The organism is Frigoribacterium sp. Leaf8 (assembly GCF_001421165.1).
GTDB lineage: Bacteria > Actinomycetota > Actinomycetes > Actinomycetales > Microbacteriaceae > Frigoribacterium.
Map to the genome: position 1 here is coordinate 293697 of NZ_LMKB01000005.1, position 14590 is coordinate 308286.

General features: G+C 69.8%; 12 protein-coding genes. 6 read left to right on the forward strand and 6 right to left on the reverse strand.

What is annotated here, in order from left to right; translation table 11 throughout:
• The first annotated feature begins 25 nt into the window (after nt 1-25).
• The 4 genes from ASL10_RS06170 (at nt 26) to ASL10_RS06185 (ending at nt 5399) form a co-directional block, all read left to right on the forward strand.
• Nucleotides 26-622 (forward strand): DUF3000 domain-containing protein, encoded by a 597-nt coding sequence (locus ASL10_RS06170; protein WP_056045437.1) that lies wholly within the window; start codon nt 26-28, stop codon nt 620-622.
• A 43-nt stretch (nt 623-665) separates the two neighbouring features.
• Nucleotides 666-2000 (forward strand): HRDC domain-containing protein, encoded by a 1335-nt coding sequence (locus ASL10_RS06175; protein ID WP_082460233.1) that lies wholly within the window; start codon nt 666-668, stop codon nt 1998-2000.
• Nucleotides 2001-2073: 73 nt separating this feature from the next.
• Nucleotides 2074-3279, forward strand: a complete 1206-nt coding sequence (locus ASL10_RS06180; protein ID WP_056045440.1) for a thiolase family protein — start codon at nt 2074-2076, stop codon at nt 3277-3279.
• Nucleotides 3276-5399 carry a 3-hydroxyacyl-CoA dehydrogenase NAD-binding domain-containing protein gene (locus ASL10_RS06185; RefSeq protein ID WP_056045443.1) on the forward strand — a complete coding sequence of 708 codons (2124 nt, stop codon included), beginning with the start codon at nt 3276-3278 and terminating at the stop codon, nt 5397-5399. The genes ASL10_RS06180 and ASL10_RS06185 overlap by 4 nt, the downstream gene beginning before the upstream one ends.
• Before the next feature lie 79 nt (nt 5400-5478).
• Here the strand turns inward: ASL10_RS06185 and dxs are convergent, their stop codons facing one another.
• The 5 genes from dxs to dut form a co-directional block, all read right to left on the reverse strand.
• Nucleotides 5479-7425, reverse strand: a complete 1947-nt coding sequence (gene dxs, locus ASL10_RS06190; protein WP_056045446.1) for a 1-deoxy-D-xylulose-5-phosphate synthase — start codon at nt 7423-7425, stop codon at nt 5479-5481.
• 127 nt (nt 7426-7552) lie between these two features.
• Nucleotides 7553-10369, reverse strand: a complete 2817-nt coding sequence (acnA, locus tag ASL10_RS06195; RefSeq protein ID WP_056045449.1) for an aconitate hydratase AcnA — start codon at nt 10367-10369, stop codon at nt 7553-7555.
• Between the two features lie 151 nt (nt 10370-10520).
• Nucleotides 10521-11279, reverse strand: coding sequence for a DUF3159 domain-containing protein (locus ASL10_RS06200; RefSeq protein ID WP_056045452.1), 759 nt, complete (start codon nt 11277-11279; stop codon nt 10521-10523).
• 6 nt (nt 11280-11285) lie between these two features.
• Nucleotides 11286-11924 (reverse strand): DUF3710 domain-containing protein, encoded by a 639-nt coding sequence (locus ASL10_RS06205; protein ID WP_123570779.1) that lies wholly within the window; start codon nt 11922-11924, stop codon nt 11286-11288.
• 77 nt (nt 11925-12001) lie between these two features.
• On the reverse strand, nt 12002-12463 hold the full coding sequence (gene dut, locus ASL10_RS06210; protein WP_200922575.1) for a dUTP diphosphatase: 462 nt from the start codon (nt 12461-12463) through the stop codon (nt 12002-12004).
• Nucleotides 12464-12502: 39 nt separating this feature from the next.
• Here dut and ASL10_RS06215 point away from each other — a divergent pair, with 39 nt between their 5' ends.
• Nucleotides 12503-12958 (forward strand): DUF3093 domain-containing protein, encoded by a 456-nt coding sequence (locus tag ASL10_RS06215; protein WP_056047483.1) that lies wholly within the window; start codon nt 12503-12505, stop codon nt 12956-12958.
• On the opposite strand, the gene ASL10_RS06220 is transcribed toward ASL10_RS06215, so the two are convergent.
• Complete coding sequence (locus ASL10_RS06220; RefSeq protein ID WP_043592858.1) at nt 12933-13226, reverse strand: DUF4193 domain-containing protein; 294 nt, start codon at nt 13224-13226, stop codon at nt 12933-12935. The genes ASL10_RS06215 and ASL10_RS06220 overlap by 26 nt on opposite strands.
• A gap of 198 nt (nt 13227-13424) precedes the next feature.
• On the opposite strand from ASL10_RS06220, the gene sepH reads away from it, so the two are divergent.
• Nucleotides 13425-14579, forward strand: coding sequence for a septation protein SepH (sepH, locus tag ASL10_RS06225; RefSeq protein WP_056045456.1), 1155 nt, complete (start codon nt 13425-13427; stop codon nt 14577-14579).
• The last annotated feature ends 11 nt before the right edge of the window (nt 14580-14590 follow it).

Genomic DNA, 14590 nt, shown 5'->3' on the forward strand with positions numbered 1-14590 from the left:
TCGGGATCGACCCTAGTCTTCCAAGGTGTCCGAGATCCCCCCGACGTCGACCCGCCCGCCCGCGTTCGCCGCGGCCGTCGAGTCCGTCCACCGTGCCGCCGCGCGGGACGCCCTCACCGTGACCGAGATCCCCGCTCCGAACGGCCTCGCGCCCCACGCCCTGGCCCTCGCCGGGGACGTCATCGGCGCGTCCGGTCGCCCGGACCCCGACCTCGGCACCGGACGCTTCGTGCTGCTCTACGACGACGACGAACCCGAGGCGTGGGGCGGACCCTTCCGGGTCGTCAGCTTCGCGCAGGCGCCCCTCGAGACCGAGATCGCCCTCGATCCGTTCGTGGCCGACGTCGCGTGGTCCTGGCTCGTCGACAGCCTCGACGCCCGCGGTGCCGTCTACGACCGGGCATCGGGCACCGCCACCAAGATCCTCTCGACCGGATACGGTGAGCTGGCCAACCACGGTGACGGGGCCCAGCTCGAACTCCGGGCGTCCTGGAGCCCCGCCACCACCGACCTGGCCCCGCACATCGAGGCCTGGAGCGAGCTGATCTGCACGCTCGCCGGCCTGCCCCCGACCGTCGAGGGCGTCACCCTCCTCGCCTCGAGGCGGGTCGGACGAGACTGAACCACCGGAACAGAACAGCGCCCCCGGAGAGAACAGCGGAGACATGACCACAGCGACACCAGACGAGGCCGCACCAGACGCGGCGGCGGCCGACGCGGCAGCACCCCACGGCTCCGAGCCGCGCGACACCCGCCCCCGGGTCTCCGTCCGACCCGTCGTCGAGACCGCCGACTCGCAGCACGGCGAGGTGACCGTCATCGACGACCGCGAGGGGTACCTGGCCGCCGTCGAGGCGATCCGCGCCGGGACCGGGCCGGTCTCGATCGACGCCGAGCGCGCCTCCGGCTATCGCTACTCGCAGCGGGCCTACCTCATCCAGGTGTTCCGACGCGGCTCGGGGGTGTTCCTCCTCGACCCACCCGCCATCGGCTCGTTCGCCGAACTGCAAGCCGTCATCGGCGACGAGGAGTGGGTGCTCCACGCCGCCAGCCAGGACCTCGCGTGCCTGCGCGAGGTCGGCCTCGATCCGAGCCGCATCTTCGACACCGAACTGGGTGCGCGCCTCGCCGGGCTCCCCAAGGTCGGGCTCGGTGCCGTCGTCGAACAGCTCCTGGGCGTCCACCTCGCGAAAGAACACAGTGCCGCCGACTGGTCGACGCGACCTTTGCCGCAGAGCTGGCTCGTCTACGCGGCTCTCGACGTCGAGCTGCTCGTCGACCTCCGGGACGCCATGGAGGCGGTCCTCGCGGACGCGGGCAAGCTCGAGATCGCGCGCCAGGAGTTCGACGCGACCCTGAGGCGGGAGGCAAAGCCCGCGAAGGTCGACCCGTGGCGTCGACTGACCGGGCTGCACAGCCTGCGCGGGTCCCGGTCCCTCGCCGTGGCTCGTGAACTCTGGCAGGCGCGGGACGACTACGCGCGCGAGATCGACACGGCCCCGGGCCGTCTCGTCCCGGACTCCTCGCTCCTGGCCGCCACGAAGGCGATGCCCACCGACAAACGGTCCCTCGCCGGCATCAAGGAGTTCGTCGGCCGAGCCAGTCGCAGTGAGCTGGACCGCTGGTTCGCGGCGATCGAACGCGGCCGTGAGACGACGGACCTGCCCTCGCACCGGGGGCCGGCGAGCGACACCCTCCCCCCGCCCCGATCGTGGGCGGACAAGAACCCGCTGGCCGACGCGCGCTACAAGGCCGTCCGCCCCAAGGTGACCGAGATCGCCGAGGGGCTCGACCTGCCGGTCGAGAACCTGCTCACACCCGAGACCCTGCGCCGGCTGGCCTGGGACCCGCCCATCCCCTTCGACGCACCGACCATCGCGGCCGCACTCGTCGAGCTCGGTGCGCGGACCTGGCAGGTCGAGGCCGTGGCCGAGGCGGTCGCCGAGGCCTTTGTCGACGCCCACCAAGAGCCCGAGGCGACGGGCGACGGCGCTTCGTAGGATTGCTCGAACGATTCTCGGGCCCCCGGCGTCGTCCCTAAGATCAGGACCAGATCCTGACACTGGAGGCACTGTGGCCGAGAGCAACGATGTCGTGTTCGTCGACGGGGTACGCACCCCATTCGGTCGGGCCGGCGACAAAGGCATGTACTGGCAGACCCGCGCCGACGACCTGGTCGTCAAAGCGATGAAGGGTCTGCTCGAACGCAACCCGTCCCTGCCGCCCGAACGCATCGACGACGTCGCCATCGCGGCGACCACTCAACAGGGCGATCAAGGCCTCACCCTCGGACGCACGACGGCGCTCCTCGCGGGTCTCCCCCAGTCCGTGCCCGGGTACGCCATCGACCGGATGTGTGCCGGCGCCATGACGAGCGTGACGAGCGTCGCCGGCGGCATCGCCTTCGGCGCGTACGACGTCGCCCTCGCCGGCGGAGTCGAGCACATGGGGCGTCACCCCATGGGGTTCGCCGCCGACCCCAATCCGCGCTTCGCCGCCGAGAAGCTCGTCAGCGGCGAGGCCCTGAACATGGGCAACACCGCGGAGCGCATCCACGACCGGTTCCCCCAGCTCACGAAGGAGCGCTCCGACCGGTACGCCCTGCGATCGCAACAGAAGCTCGCAGCGGCCTACGACGCCGGCCAGATCCAACCCGACCTCGTCCCGGTGGCCATCAAGACGGACCAGGGCTGGGGGCTCGCCACCCGAGACGAGGCGCCTCGACCCGAGACCACGATGGAGGGTCTTGCCGGGCTGCGCACTCCCTTCCGGCCGCACGGCCGCGTCACGGCGGGCAACTCGTCGGGTCTCAACGACGGGGCGACGGTCAGCCTGATGGCGTCGGGTGCCGCCGCGAAGGAATTCGGGCTCACCCCCAAGATGCGTCTCGTCAGCTTCGCCTTCGCCGGCGTCGAGCCCGAGATCATGGGCATCGGTCCCGTGCCGTCCACCGAGAAGGCCCTCCGCAAGGCGGGGCTGTCGATCGACGACATCGGCCTCTTCGAACTGAACGAGGCGTTCGCGGTGCAGGTCCTCTCCCTGCTCGACCACTTCGGCATCGACGACGACGACCCGCGCGTGAACCCCTGGGGCGGGGCCATCGCCGTCGGTCACCCCCTCGCGTCCTCGGGCGTGAGGCTGATGATCCAGCTCGCCCGCCAGTTCGAGCAGCACCCCGAGGTGCGGTACGGCCTCACGGCCATGTGCATCGGCCTCGGTCAGGGCGGCAGCGTCATCTGGGAGAACCCCCACTACTCGAAGAAGGCGGCACGCGCATGAGCACGGCGACCGAACAACTGACCGAGCTGTCGGCCGACGAGGTCGTCACGCACTCTTACGTCCGCGACGTGCCGTTGCCCTCTGGCGGCGTCCTGGCCCTCATCACCCTCGACAACGGCCGCGACCACACCCGGCCGAGCACGCTGGGGCCCGCGACGCTGCACGAGTTCGGCGCGACCCTCGACGCCGTCCGCAGCCGCGCCTCCTCGGGTGAGATCGCGGCGATCGCCGTCACGGGCAAGCCGTACTTCCTGGCGGCGGGTGCCGACCTCAGCAAGGTGAGCGCTATCCCCAGCCGCGAGGTCGCCCGCGAGCTCGCCCGGCTCGGCCACGCCGTGCTCGGCAAGCTGCACGACGCCCCGGTGCCCACGTTCGTCTTCGTCAACGGGCTCGCCCTGGGCGGTGGCGTCGAGATCGGGCTGCACGCCGACTACCGCACGGTCGACTCGTCGGCCGCCGCCATCGCCCTGCCGGAGGTCTTCCTCGGCATCATCCCCGGGTGGGGTGGCGCCTGGTTGTTGCCGAACCTGATCGGCATCGAGAACGCCCTCAAGGTCGTCATCGAGAACCCCCTGAAGAACAACCGCACCCTGAAGCCCGCCCAGGCGCTCGAACTCGGCATCGTCGACGCGATGTTCGGCCCCGCGTCCTTCCTCGAGGACAGCATCCGGTGGGCCGACGGGGTGCTGACCGGCCGCGTCACCGTCAAGCGTCCTAACGTCCCGGGCAGGCTCGAGCGTGCCGTCAAGTGGGACGTCGCGATCTCCGTGGCGCGCAAGTCGCTCGAGTCGAAGATCGGCACCGTCGCGAAGTCGCCCTACGCCGCCCTCGACCTGCTGAAGGCCGCGAAGAACACCGACCGGACGACCGGCTTCGCGGCCGAGGACGAAGCGCTGGCCGACCTCGTGGCAGGCGACCAGTTCCACGCCAGCATGTACGCCTTCGATCTCGTCCAGAAGCGGGCCAAGAAGCCCGCCGGTGCGCCCTCCCCCGACCTCGCCCGAAAGATCGGCAAGGTGGGCATCGTCGGCGCCGGACTCATGGCGAGCCAGTTCGCGCTGCTCTTCGTGCGCCGTCTGCGCGTCCCGGTCGTCATCACCGACCTCGACCAGGCTCGGGTCGACGCGGCACTCGCCCGCATCAGAGGCGAGATCGACGAGTTGCAGGGCGGGGGCAGGATCTCGCGGGACGAGTCCAACCGCCTCAAGGCGCTCATCACGGGCACGACCGATCTCGCCGACTTCGCCGACGCCGACTGGGTCATCGAGGCCGTGTTCGAAGAGCTGTCGGTCAAGCAGGAGGTGTTCGCGAACGTCGAGGCCGTCGTCTCGGACACCACGGTGCTGGCGACCAACACGTCGTCGCTCAGTGTCGAGCAGATCGGGGCGCGCCTCGCTCATCCCGAGCGACTGGTCGGATTCCACTTCTTCAACCCGGTCGCGGTGATGCCCCTCGTCGAGGTCGTCAAGACCCCGGCGACCGACGACGAGACGCTGAGCACGGCGATGGTGACGGCGAAGGCCCTGCGGAAGAACGCCGTCATCACGGCCGACACCCCGGGGTTCGTGGTCAACCGCATCTTGGCCAAGCTGCTGGGCGAGGCCATGCACGCCGTCGAGACGGGGACGCCGTTCGAGGTCGTCGATCGGGCGACGGCGCCGTTCGGCCTCCCGATGACGCCGTTCGAGTTGCTCGAGCTGGTGGGACTGACCGTCGGGGCGCACGTCCTGGACACCCACCATGCCGCCTTCCCCGACCGGTTCTTCGCCAGTGACGGACTGCACCGCCTGGCCGAGCACGGCACGATCTTCGAACGCGACTCGAAGGGCCGTCGCAAGGGATTCGACAAGAAGGCCGTCGCCCTCGCCGCCGGACCGGGAACGGCCCTGACCGACGACGAGTTGCGCGTCCGCATCGAGGACGGTCTCGCCGACGAGGTCGGGCGCATGCTCGACGACCACGTCGTGGCCGCGGCCGAGGACGTCGACCTCTGCCTGATCCTCGGCGCCGGGTACCCGTTCCAGATGGGCGGGGTCACGCCGTACCTCGACCGGGTCGGTGCCTCACGTCGGGTGCGGGGACGCGACTTCCACGAACCCGCGATCCGCGGCGTCGAGTAGACCACCCACGCCGAACGCCCCGTCTCGAGAGGGACGGGGCGTTCGACGTCTGTCGTGTGGCGTGACACCGCACCGGGGCTCAGTCGTGCCGGGCATCCTCGTGCCGAGACGCGGCAGCGGTCTCGTCCAGTGGCCTCGCCACCGGGATTCGGCTGCCGAGCACCTGGGCGACGACGTCGCGAGCGATGTGCTGCGGCGTGAGGCCGGCCTCGTCGAGGATCTCGGCCCGGGACCCGTGTTCGAGGAACTCGTCGGGCAGTCCCAACTCGGTCACGGCCGTGTCGACGCCTGCGCCACGGAGGTCCTGTCGCACACGGGTGCCGATCCCGCCCACCCGCACGCCGTCCTCGATCGTGATGACGAGCCGGTGGGCCGCCGCCAGCTCGATGATGCTGGCCGGGACGGGGACGACCCATCGAGGATCGACGACCGTGGCACCGATGCCCTGGGCCTCCAGTCGTTCGGCGACCTCGAGTCCGATGCCGGCCATCGGGCCGACGCAGACGATGAGGACGTCGTCACGGCCGGTGCGTCGCAGCACCTCGACACCGTCCTCGAGTCGTTCGACGGCGTCGTGCTCGACGCCGACGGCGCCTTTCGAGAACCGGATGACGGTGGGAGCGTCGTCGACCGCCACGGCCTCCCGGAGCTCTTCGCGGAGTCGCGTCGCGTCACGAGGGGCGGCCAGACGGATGTGCGGCACGATCTGCAGGAGGGCGAGGTCCCACATTCCGTGGTGGCTCGGGCCGTCCGGTCCGGTCACACCGGCGCGGTCCAGGACGAAGGTGACACCGGCCCGGTGGAGGGCGACGTCCATCAGCACCTGGTCGAAGGCTCGGTTCACGAAGGTGGCGTACAGCGCGACGACGGGGTGCAGTCCACCGAACGCGAGACCCGCGGCACTCGTGACCGCGTGCTGTTCGGCGATGCCGACGTCGAAGACCCGCTTCGGGAACCGTTCGGCGAGCTTGTGCAGGCCCACCGGACGCAGCATCGCCGCCGTGATGCCGACGACCTTCTCGTCGTGCTCGGCGATGTCGACGATCTCGTCGGCGAAGACCGACGTCCACGACGGCGAGGTGGCCGCCTCGAGGGGTTCGCCCGTCTCGGGGTCGATCTGCCCGACCGCGTGGAACTGGTCGGCGACGTCGGCGCGCGCCGGATCGAATCCCCGGCCCTTCTCGGTGATGGCGTGCACGATCACGGGCGCCCCGTAGTTCTTCGCCTGGAGCAGCGCTTCTTCCATGGCGACCTGGTCGTGACCGTCGACCGGCCCGATGTACTTGATGTCCAGGTTCGAGTAGAGGGCCTCGTTGTTCGTGAACCGGCTCAGGAAGCCGTGCAGACCACCCCGGACGCCGCGGTAGACCGCACGACCCGGATGTCCGAGTCGGTCGAAGACGGCCCTGCTGCCGACGTGGAGCTCGCGGTAGGCCTGGCGGGTGCGGACCGTGTTGAGGAAACGGGCCATTCCTCCGATCGTCGGGGCGTAGGACCGGCCGTTGTCGTTGACCACGATGGTGAGGCGGCGGTCGTTGTCGTCGCTGATGTTGTTCAGGGCCTCCCACGTCATGCCCCCGGTCAACGCGCCGTCGCCCACGACGGCTACCACGTGCCGATCGTCCCGGCCCGTCAGTTGGAAGGCCCGGGAGATGCCGTCGGCCCACGAGAGCGAACTCGAGGCGTGTGAGCTCTCGACGATGTCGTGCTCGGACTCGGACCGCTGAGGGTATCCGGCGAGACCGCCCCGGAGCCGGAGCCCCGAGAAGTCCTGGCGACCGGTGAGGAGCTTGTGGACGTACGACTGGTGGCCGGTGTCGAAGACGAAGGCGTCGTGCGGCGAGTGGAACACCCGGTGCATGGCCAACGTCAACTCGACGACGCCGAGGTTCGGCCCGAGGTGGCCCCCGGTCTTCGACACTTCGGTCACGAGGAACCGGCGGATGTCGGCGGCCAGTTCGACCATCTGTTCGTTCGTCAGGCGGTCGAGGTCACGAGGCCCCGTGATCGTCTGCAGCAGGCTCATGCTGGCCTTCCCTCTCGGCCCTCTCGGGCATCACGCAAGTCTAGGCACGCGACCGGCGAGAACGCCGTGCGACCCCCGGACGACGCGGGCGATCGTCCGGGGGCCTGGTCACTGCGGGGTCCGTCGCTCAGACCAGGCTGCGCAGGACGTACTGCAGGATGCCACCGTTGCGGTAGTAGTCGGCCTCGCCGGGGGTGTCGATGCGTACGACGGCGTCGAACTCGACCGGCTGCTTGCCCGCGGGCGAATGGGTGGTGGGGGTCGCCGTGACGTGGACCGTCTTCGGCGTCGTGCCCTCGTTGAGCTGCTCGATGCCGACGATGTCGATCTGCTCCGTGCCGTCGAGACCGAGCGACTCCCAGCTCTCGCCCTGCGGGAACTGCAGGGGAACCACTCCCATGCCGATCAGGTTCGACCGGTGAATGCGTTCGAAGCTCTCGGTGATGACCGCCTTGACCCCGAGCAGGCTCGTGCCCTTCGCGGCCCAGTCCCGGGACGAGCCCGAGCCGTACTCCTTGCCGCCCAGGATGACCAAGGGCGTGCCCTGCTCCTGGTAGCGGGCACTGGCGTCGTAGATGAACGACTGCGGCCCCTCGGCCTGGGTGAAGTCGCGGGTGTAGCCACCCTCGACCCCGTCCAGCAACTGGTTCTTGAGGCGGATGTTCGCGAACGTGCCCCGGATCATGACCTCGTGGTTGCCTCGACGGGACCCGTACGAGTTGAAGTCCTTGCGGTCCACGCCGTGCTCGTCGAGGTAGTGGCCGGCCGGGCTGTCGACCTTGATCGACCCGGCGGGGCTGATGTGGTCGGTCGTGACCGAGTCGCCGAGCTTGGCCAGCACGCGGGCGCCCTGGATGTCGGTCACCGGCGTGGTCTCGATCGTCATGCCCTCGAAGTACGGAGGTTTGCGCACGTAGGTCGACTCGGAGTCCCACTCGAAGGTGGCGCCCGTCGGGGTCGGCAGGGAGCGCCAGCGCTCGTCGCCGTCGAACACCCCGGCGTACTCGTGGGTGAACATCCCCGTGTCGATGGACGAGTCGATCGTCTGCTGCACCTCGGCCGCGTCGGGCCAGATGTCGCGGAGGTAGACGTCGGAGCCGTCGTCGGCGGTGCCCAGGGCGTCGTTCTCGAAGTCGAAGTTCATCGACCCGGCGAGGGCGTACGCGATGACGAGCGGCGGGCTGGCGAGGTAGTTCATCTTGACGTCGGGGTTGATGCGACCCTCGAAGTTGCGGTTGCCCGACAGGACGGCCGTGACGGCGAGGTCGTTGTCCTGCACCGCCGTCGAGATCTCGTCGAGCAGCGGGCCCGAGTTGCCGATGCAGGTCGTGCAGCCGTAGCCGACGGTGTAGAAACCGAGGTCCTCGAGATAGGTGGTCAGGCCGGCCTTCTCGTAGTAGTCCGTGACGACCTTCGACCCGGGCGCGAGGGTCGTCTTGACCCACGGCTTGGCCTTGAGCCCCTTCTTGCTGGCGTTGCGGGCGAGCAGGCCCGCGGCGAGCATGACGGAGGGGTTCGACGTGTTCGTGCACGACGTGATGGCAGCGATGGCCACGGCGCCGTGGTCGAGCGTGAACGTCGAGCCGTCGCCGAGTGCCACGGAGGTGGGCTTGGAGACCTTGGCCGGTGCGTGCGACGTGTGCGAGATCGAGTGCGGCTGGGCGTCGTCGTCGTCCTCGGCCGTGAAGCCGATCGGGTCGGAGGCCGGGAACGTGCCCTCTACCGCGGCGTCGACGTGCGAGTGGTCCGTCGTGGCGTAGTTCTCGAGGTCGACCTCGAACTGCGACTTGGCCTCGGTGAGCTCGATGCGGTCCTGCGGACGCTTCGGCCCGGCGATGGACGGGACGACCGTCCCGAGGTCGAGCTCGAGGTACTCGCTGAACACGGGTTCGGTCGAGGGGTCGTGCCACAGGCCCTGCAGCTTGGAGTACTGCTCGACGAGGTCGATCTGCTCCTCGGAGCGCCCGGTCAGACGCAGGTAGTCGAGGGTCACGTCGTCGATCGGGAAGATCGCCGCCGTCGAACCGAACTCGGGGCTCATGTTGCCGATGGTCGCCCGGTTGGCCAGGGGCACCTCGGCGACGCCTTCGCCGTAGAACTCGACGAACTTGCCGACGACGCCGTGCCGGCGCAGCTGCTGCGTGATGGTGAGCACCACGTCGGTCGCCGTCACGCCGGTCGGGATCGAGCCGGAGAGCTTGAAGCCGACGACCTTGGGGATCAACATCGACACGGGCTGACCGAGCATCGCGGCCTCGGCCTCGATGCCCCCGACGCCCCAGCCGAGCACGCCCAGGCCGTTGACCATCGTCGTGTGCGAGTCGGTGCCGACGAGGGTGTCGGGGTACGCCTGCAGCACTCCGCCGACCTCGCGGCTGTAGGTGACCCGCGCCAGGTACTCGATGTTGACCTGGTGGACGATGCCGGTGCCCGGCGGGACGACCTTGAAGTCGTCGAAGGCCGTCTGCCCCCAACGGAGGAACTGGTACCGCTCGCCGTTGCGCTCGTACTCGATCTCGACGTTGCGTTCGAGCGCGTTCTCGGAGCCGAAGAGGTCCGCGATGACGGAGTGGTCGATGACGAGCTCGGCCGGTGCCAGCGGGTTGATCTTGGTCGGGTCTCCGCCGAGCTCGGCGACGGCCTCTCGCATGGTGGCGAGGTCGACGATGCAGGGCACCCCCGTGAAGTCCTGCATGACCACGCGCGCCGGCGTGAACTGGATCTCGGTGTCGGGCTCGGCGGTGGGCTGCCACGAGCCGAGGGCCCGGATCTGGTCACCCGTGACGTTCGCACCGTCCTCGGTGCGGAGCAGGTTCTCGAGCAGGACCTTGAGGCTGAACGGAAGCTTCGAAGAACCCTCGACCGCGTCGATGCGGTAGACCTCGTAGTCGGTGGACCCGACCGTGAGGGTGTTCTTCGAGCCGAAACTGTTGATTGCAGACACGTGCCGTCTCCCTTGCTGACTACGCCCTCATCTTGGCCGGTGCGCGCGACGCCCACCAGCGAGGTCAGCCTAAGTCCGCGGGGTGTCCCCGGGGCCGATCCCAGCGATTTGTCTCGATGTCAAGACAAAACATAGCACCAGGAGGCGCGGGTCAGGCCGAGGGGCCCCGCGCGTCGTCCGCCGCCTCGCGTCCGCGGTAGACCGTCCGCACGAGGAGCCAGGTCACCCAGAGCAACCCCGCGTAGAGCGGCACGCCCATGACGAGCTTGAGCGTCCCGAGAAGAGCGACGTCCCCGGCCAGCCACAGCGGCACCTGGACGGCGAGGCGGGCGGCGAAGAGTCCGGCCCACAACCAGGTGGCCAGGACGAGGACGCGTCGTTTCGCCCGGTCCCCCCGCCAGCCCGTGCCGTCGTTCGTGAGGAGTCCGACCACGATGCCGATGAGCGGCCAGCGCACGGCGATGCTGACGAGCATCGCGGCGAGCGACGCGGCGTTGATCAGGAGGCCGGGCACGAAGTTGTTCTCGGCACGGCCGGAGAGCAAGGCGATCCCCGCGGAGAGGGCGATGCCGAAGACGCCCGCGAGGGCCTGGGCGACCGGACCGCGCTGGACCGCGCGCGCGACGACGAACGCCACGGCCAGGACCAGCGGGATGAGGACCGACGGGACGACGTCCTGCGTGATCGTGTAGACGACCACGAAGCCGAGCCCGGGCACGATGGACTCGACGAGCCCCCGCACCCCGCCGATGGCGGTGAGCAGCGCCGACGCCGTCGGGACCTCGCCAGGGGCGACCTGGCCGATGCCGGCCCGTCGGGCGGCGGCCTGCAACTGGGCCGCGAGCGACACCCGGGGGTCGTCGAGCGGCGACGGATCAGCCGGATCGGGCCGGTCGTCGGACGCGGACACGTCGGGTCAGACGACCGAGGGCGTGGTGCCCGGGGCGTCGGTCGGGCCGGCCTTCGGCATCGACAGCGGGATCAGCTCGCGCGGTGGCATCGGGGTCGTCCCGCGGACCACGACGATGCTGCGGAAGAGTTCTTCGATCTTCTCGGCAGCGTCGCCTTCGTGAGCCGCGTCGCCCGCGATCACGCCGCGGAGGAACCAGCGGGGCCCGTCGACGCCGATGAAGCGTGCTCGTCGGGTCGTGCCGGGGTCACCGCCCATCACCGGGATCTCGGCTCGGACCTCGGGACCGAAGGGCCCCTCGACCTCGGCCGTCGTGCCGCCCTGCTTCTCGATCTGCTCGCTGATCTGACCTCGGATCTCGTTCCAGAGTCCGGTCGTGCGCGGCGCCGCGAACGGCTGCACCTGCAGCGTCGACTTGGCGAAGTCGAGACCGACGGCGACGACCCTCTTGCTTCCCTCTTCGACTTCGAGTCGGAGGTGGAGCCCTTCGCGGGGCAGGATCTTGACGCCACCGAGATCGACGTACGGGCGGACGGGGTTGGCCTCGGTCTCGTCCAGCGGGCCCACCTCGGAGCGGTCCGCGGGTGCCGACTTGGAATCGTCGAACACCTCGACCTCGGCGTCGTCGAGGGACTCGATGTCGATCTCGACGTCGGCGACGTCGGCCGACTCGACGTCGATCTCGACTGCGGCCAGTTCTTGCTCGCGGCGTTTGGACTTCCTCACGCGGTGCCTCCTGGGTTGTGTGCGTATCCGGTGGATCCGTGACCGTCGGCCCCTCGGACGCTCTCGGGGAGCGTCGCGACGGGAACGAAGGTCGCGCGGACGACCGGCATGATGACGAGCTGGGCGATCTTGTCACCGACGGCGACGTGGTGCTCGGCCTCGAGGTCGGTGTTGAGCAGCGAGACCTTGATCTCTCCGCGGTACCCCGCGTCGACGGTGCCCGGGGCGTTCACGACGGTGATGCCGTGCTTGGCGGCGAGGCCGCTGCGGGGCATGACGAACGCGGCGAAACCCTCGGGAAGGGCGATGGAGACGCCCGTGCCGACCAGGGCGCGGTGGCCGGGCCTCAGCACGAGGTCCTCGGTCGAGACCAGGTCGGCGCCGGCGTCGCCCGGGTGGGAATACACGGGCACCGACATCGCCTCGGCGGCGATGAGGACGTCGAGGGTCTGGATCACGTGTCGAGGGTAGTGCAGAAGTCTGGTCGAATGGACGTCATGAACCCCTACCGTGAGCGCCTGCTCCCGCCGCTCTCCGTCTTCGTGGCCTGCGCGCTCCTCGTCCCCGCCACCCTCCTGGTCTTCCTGCCGATCAACTCGACGGTCGGCGTGGTGATGGCCGTCGTGTTCTACGCGGCCGCCGTCGTCCTGCTCGTCCTGACCTCGCCCGTGCTGACGATCGACGACGAGGGCTTCACCGCGGGGCGGGCCCGTCTGTTCCCCCACGAGATCGGTGACGCCGAGGGGTTCACCGGCGCCGACGCGACACGAGAAAGAGGGCCCCGGCTCGACGCGCGAGCCTGGACCCTCTTCCGGGGGTGGGTGCGACCGGTGGTCAAGATCTCGTTGACGGACCTCGACGACCCGGCGCCCTACTGGTTGGTGTCGACCCGTCGACCCGACGAGGTCGTGCGACGGTTGGAGGCGCTCAGGCGGCGCACTCCCGGCAGATAGCGCCCAGCTTGGTCTCGTGGTCGAGCTGCGAACGGTGCTTGACCAGGAAGCACTCGACACAGGTGAACTCGTCGACCTGCGGGGGGAGGACGACGACGTCGAGGTCGAGGTCCGAGAGGTCCTGCCCGGCGAGCTCGAACGAGCCCGGGTTGTCGGCGTCGTCGTCGACGACGCCGGTCATCTTGTCGGGGACCCTCTCTTTGAGCCCCTCGATCGACTCCGAGCCGTCGTCGTCGTTCTTGCGAGGTGCGTCGTAGTCGGTGGCCATGCCCATCCAGTTCTTCGGTGATTCGTGTGCCCGATTCGGCGGGTGCAGTTTGCATCACTCGTTGTCGAATAGCAAACCAGTTCCCACGGCCTTTCAGCCGCCTCGGAAGAACTGACGGCACGCCCGTCGTATTCCCGTGAGAACGGCCGCCGACGTGCGACTCTTGGCACCGGATCACGACGGTGAAAGGCGTGGAAAATGCAGGATCTCAGGGTCATCGGCGTCCAGAGCGGAGCTCTGCTCGTCGCCACCGACGCCGGTGGCGAGTACCGCCTTCCCGTCACCCACACCCTCCACTCCCAGCTGAGGGCGGCCAGCCCCGGCGACGCCCCGGTCGAACGGAAGGCACCGCCCCGTGAGATCCAGGCCCTGGTCCGGGCGGGCAAGACCCCTCAGCAGGTGTCCGACCTGACCGGCGCCGACCTCGACTACGTGCACCGGTTCGAAGGGCCGGTCCTCGCCGAGCGCGCCTTCGTGCTCGAAAGCGCCAGGGCCGTCCCGGTGTCCGTCGACGACGACGCGGCGTCCGGTGTTCAGGCGACCACCTTCGGGGCCGTCATCGACGAGCGACTGGACGGTGCCGAGACCTCCCAGCGCGAATGGAGCGCCTACAAGGACGCCGAGCACGGCTGGGTGGTCCACCTGGCCTTCGTCACGCACGAGGTCGAGCGCGACGCGACGTGGCGCTTCGACCCGAAGAAGTCGGTCCTCGCCCCCCTCGGCGGCGACGCCCATCGCCTCTCGCAGCACGGCGAGGACGTCGGTCCACTCGTCCCTCGTCTCCGGGCCGTCTCCCGTGAGCCGCGCCACGACGACACCTCGGGCCGTTTCGACAGCGGCGCCTTCCTGGTCGAGCAGGCCGACGCGGTCGAACTGCCGGCCGAGACCGCGACCGACCGGTTGCGTCCCGGCGTCCGCAGCACCGCCTCCTTCGCCGCCGCCAACCGGGCACCCGACGACGAGAGCGGGCACGACCAGACCGCGGACCTCCTCGAGGCGCTGAGACGCCGACGCGGAGAACGCGAGGCCGCCCGGTTCTCCGACGACGACGGGCGCCCGGACCACCAGGCCACCGGGGCGATCCGCGTGATCGACGTCCCCCTGGACGACTTCGACCTGCCCGAAGGGGCCACCAAACCCACACCCGTGCTGCCCGACCGGTCGACCCGAGGTGACGCCCCGGCGGGCGACGCACCGGTCCAGCCCACGGGCATCCGGGGCAGCCGGGGACGCGCTGGCCGACGCGAGATGCCCAGCGCGGCCCAGTCGACCAAGAAGGCGCGGGGGCGCACCTCGATGCCGAGCTGGGACGAGATCGTCTTCGGAGCGCGTACGGACGACGACCCCGCCTGACCCTCCTGGCC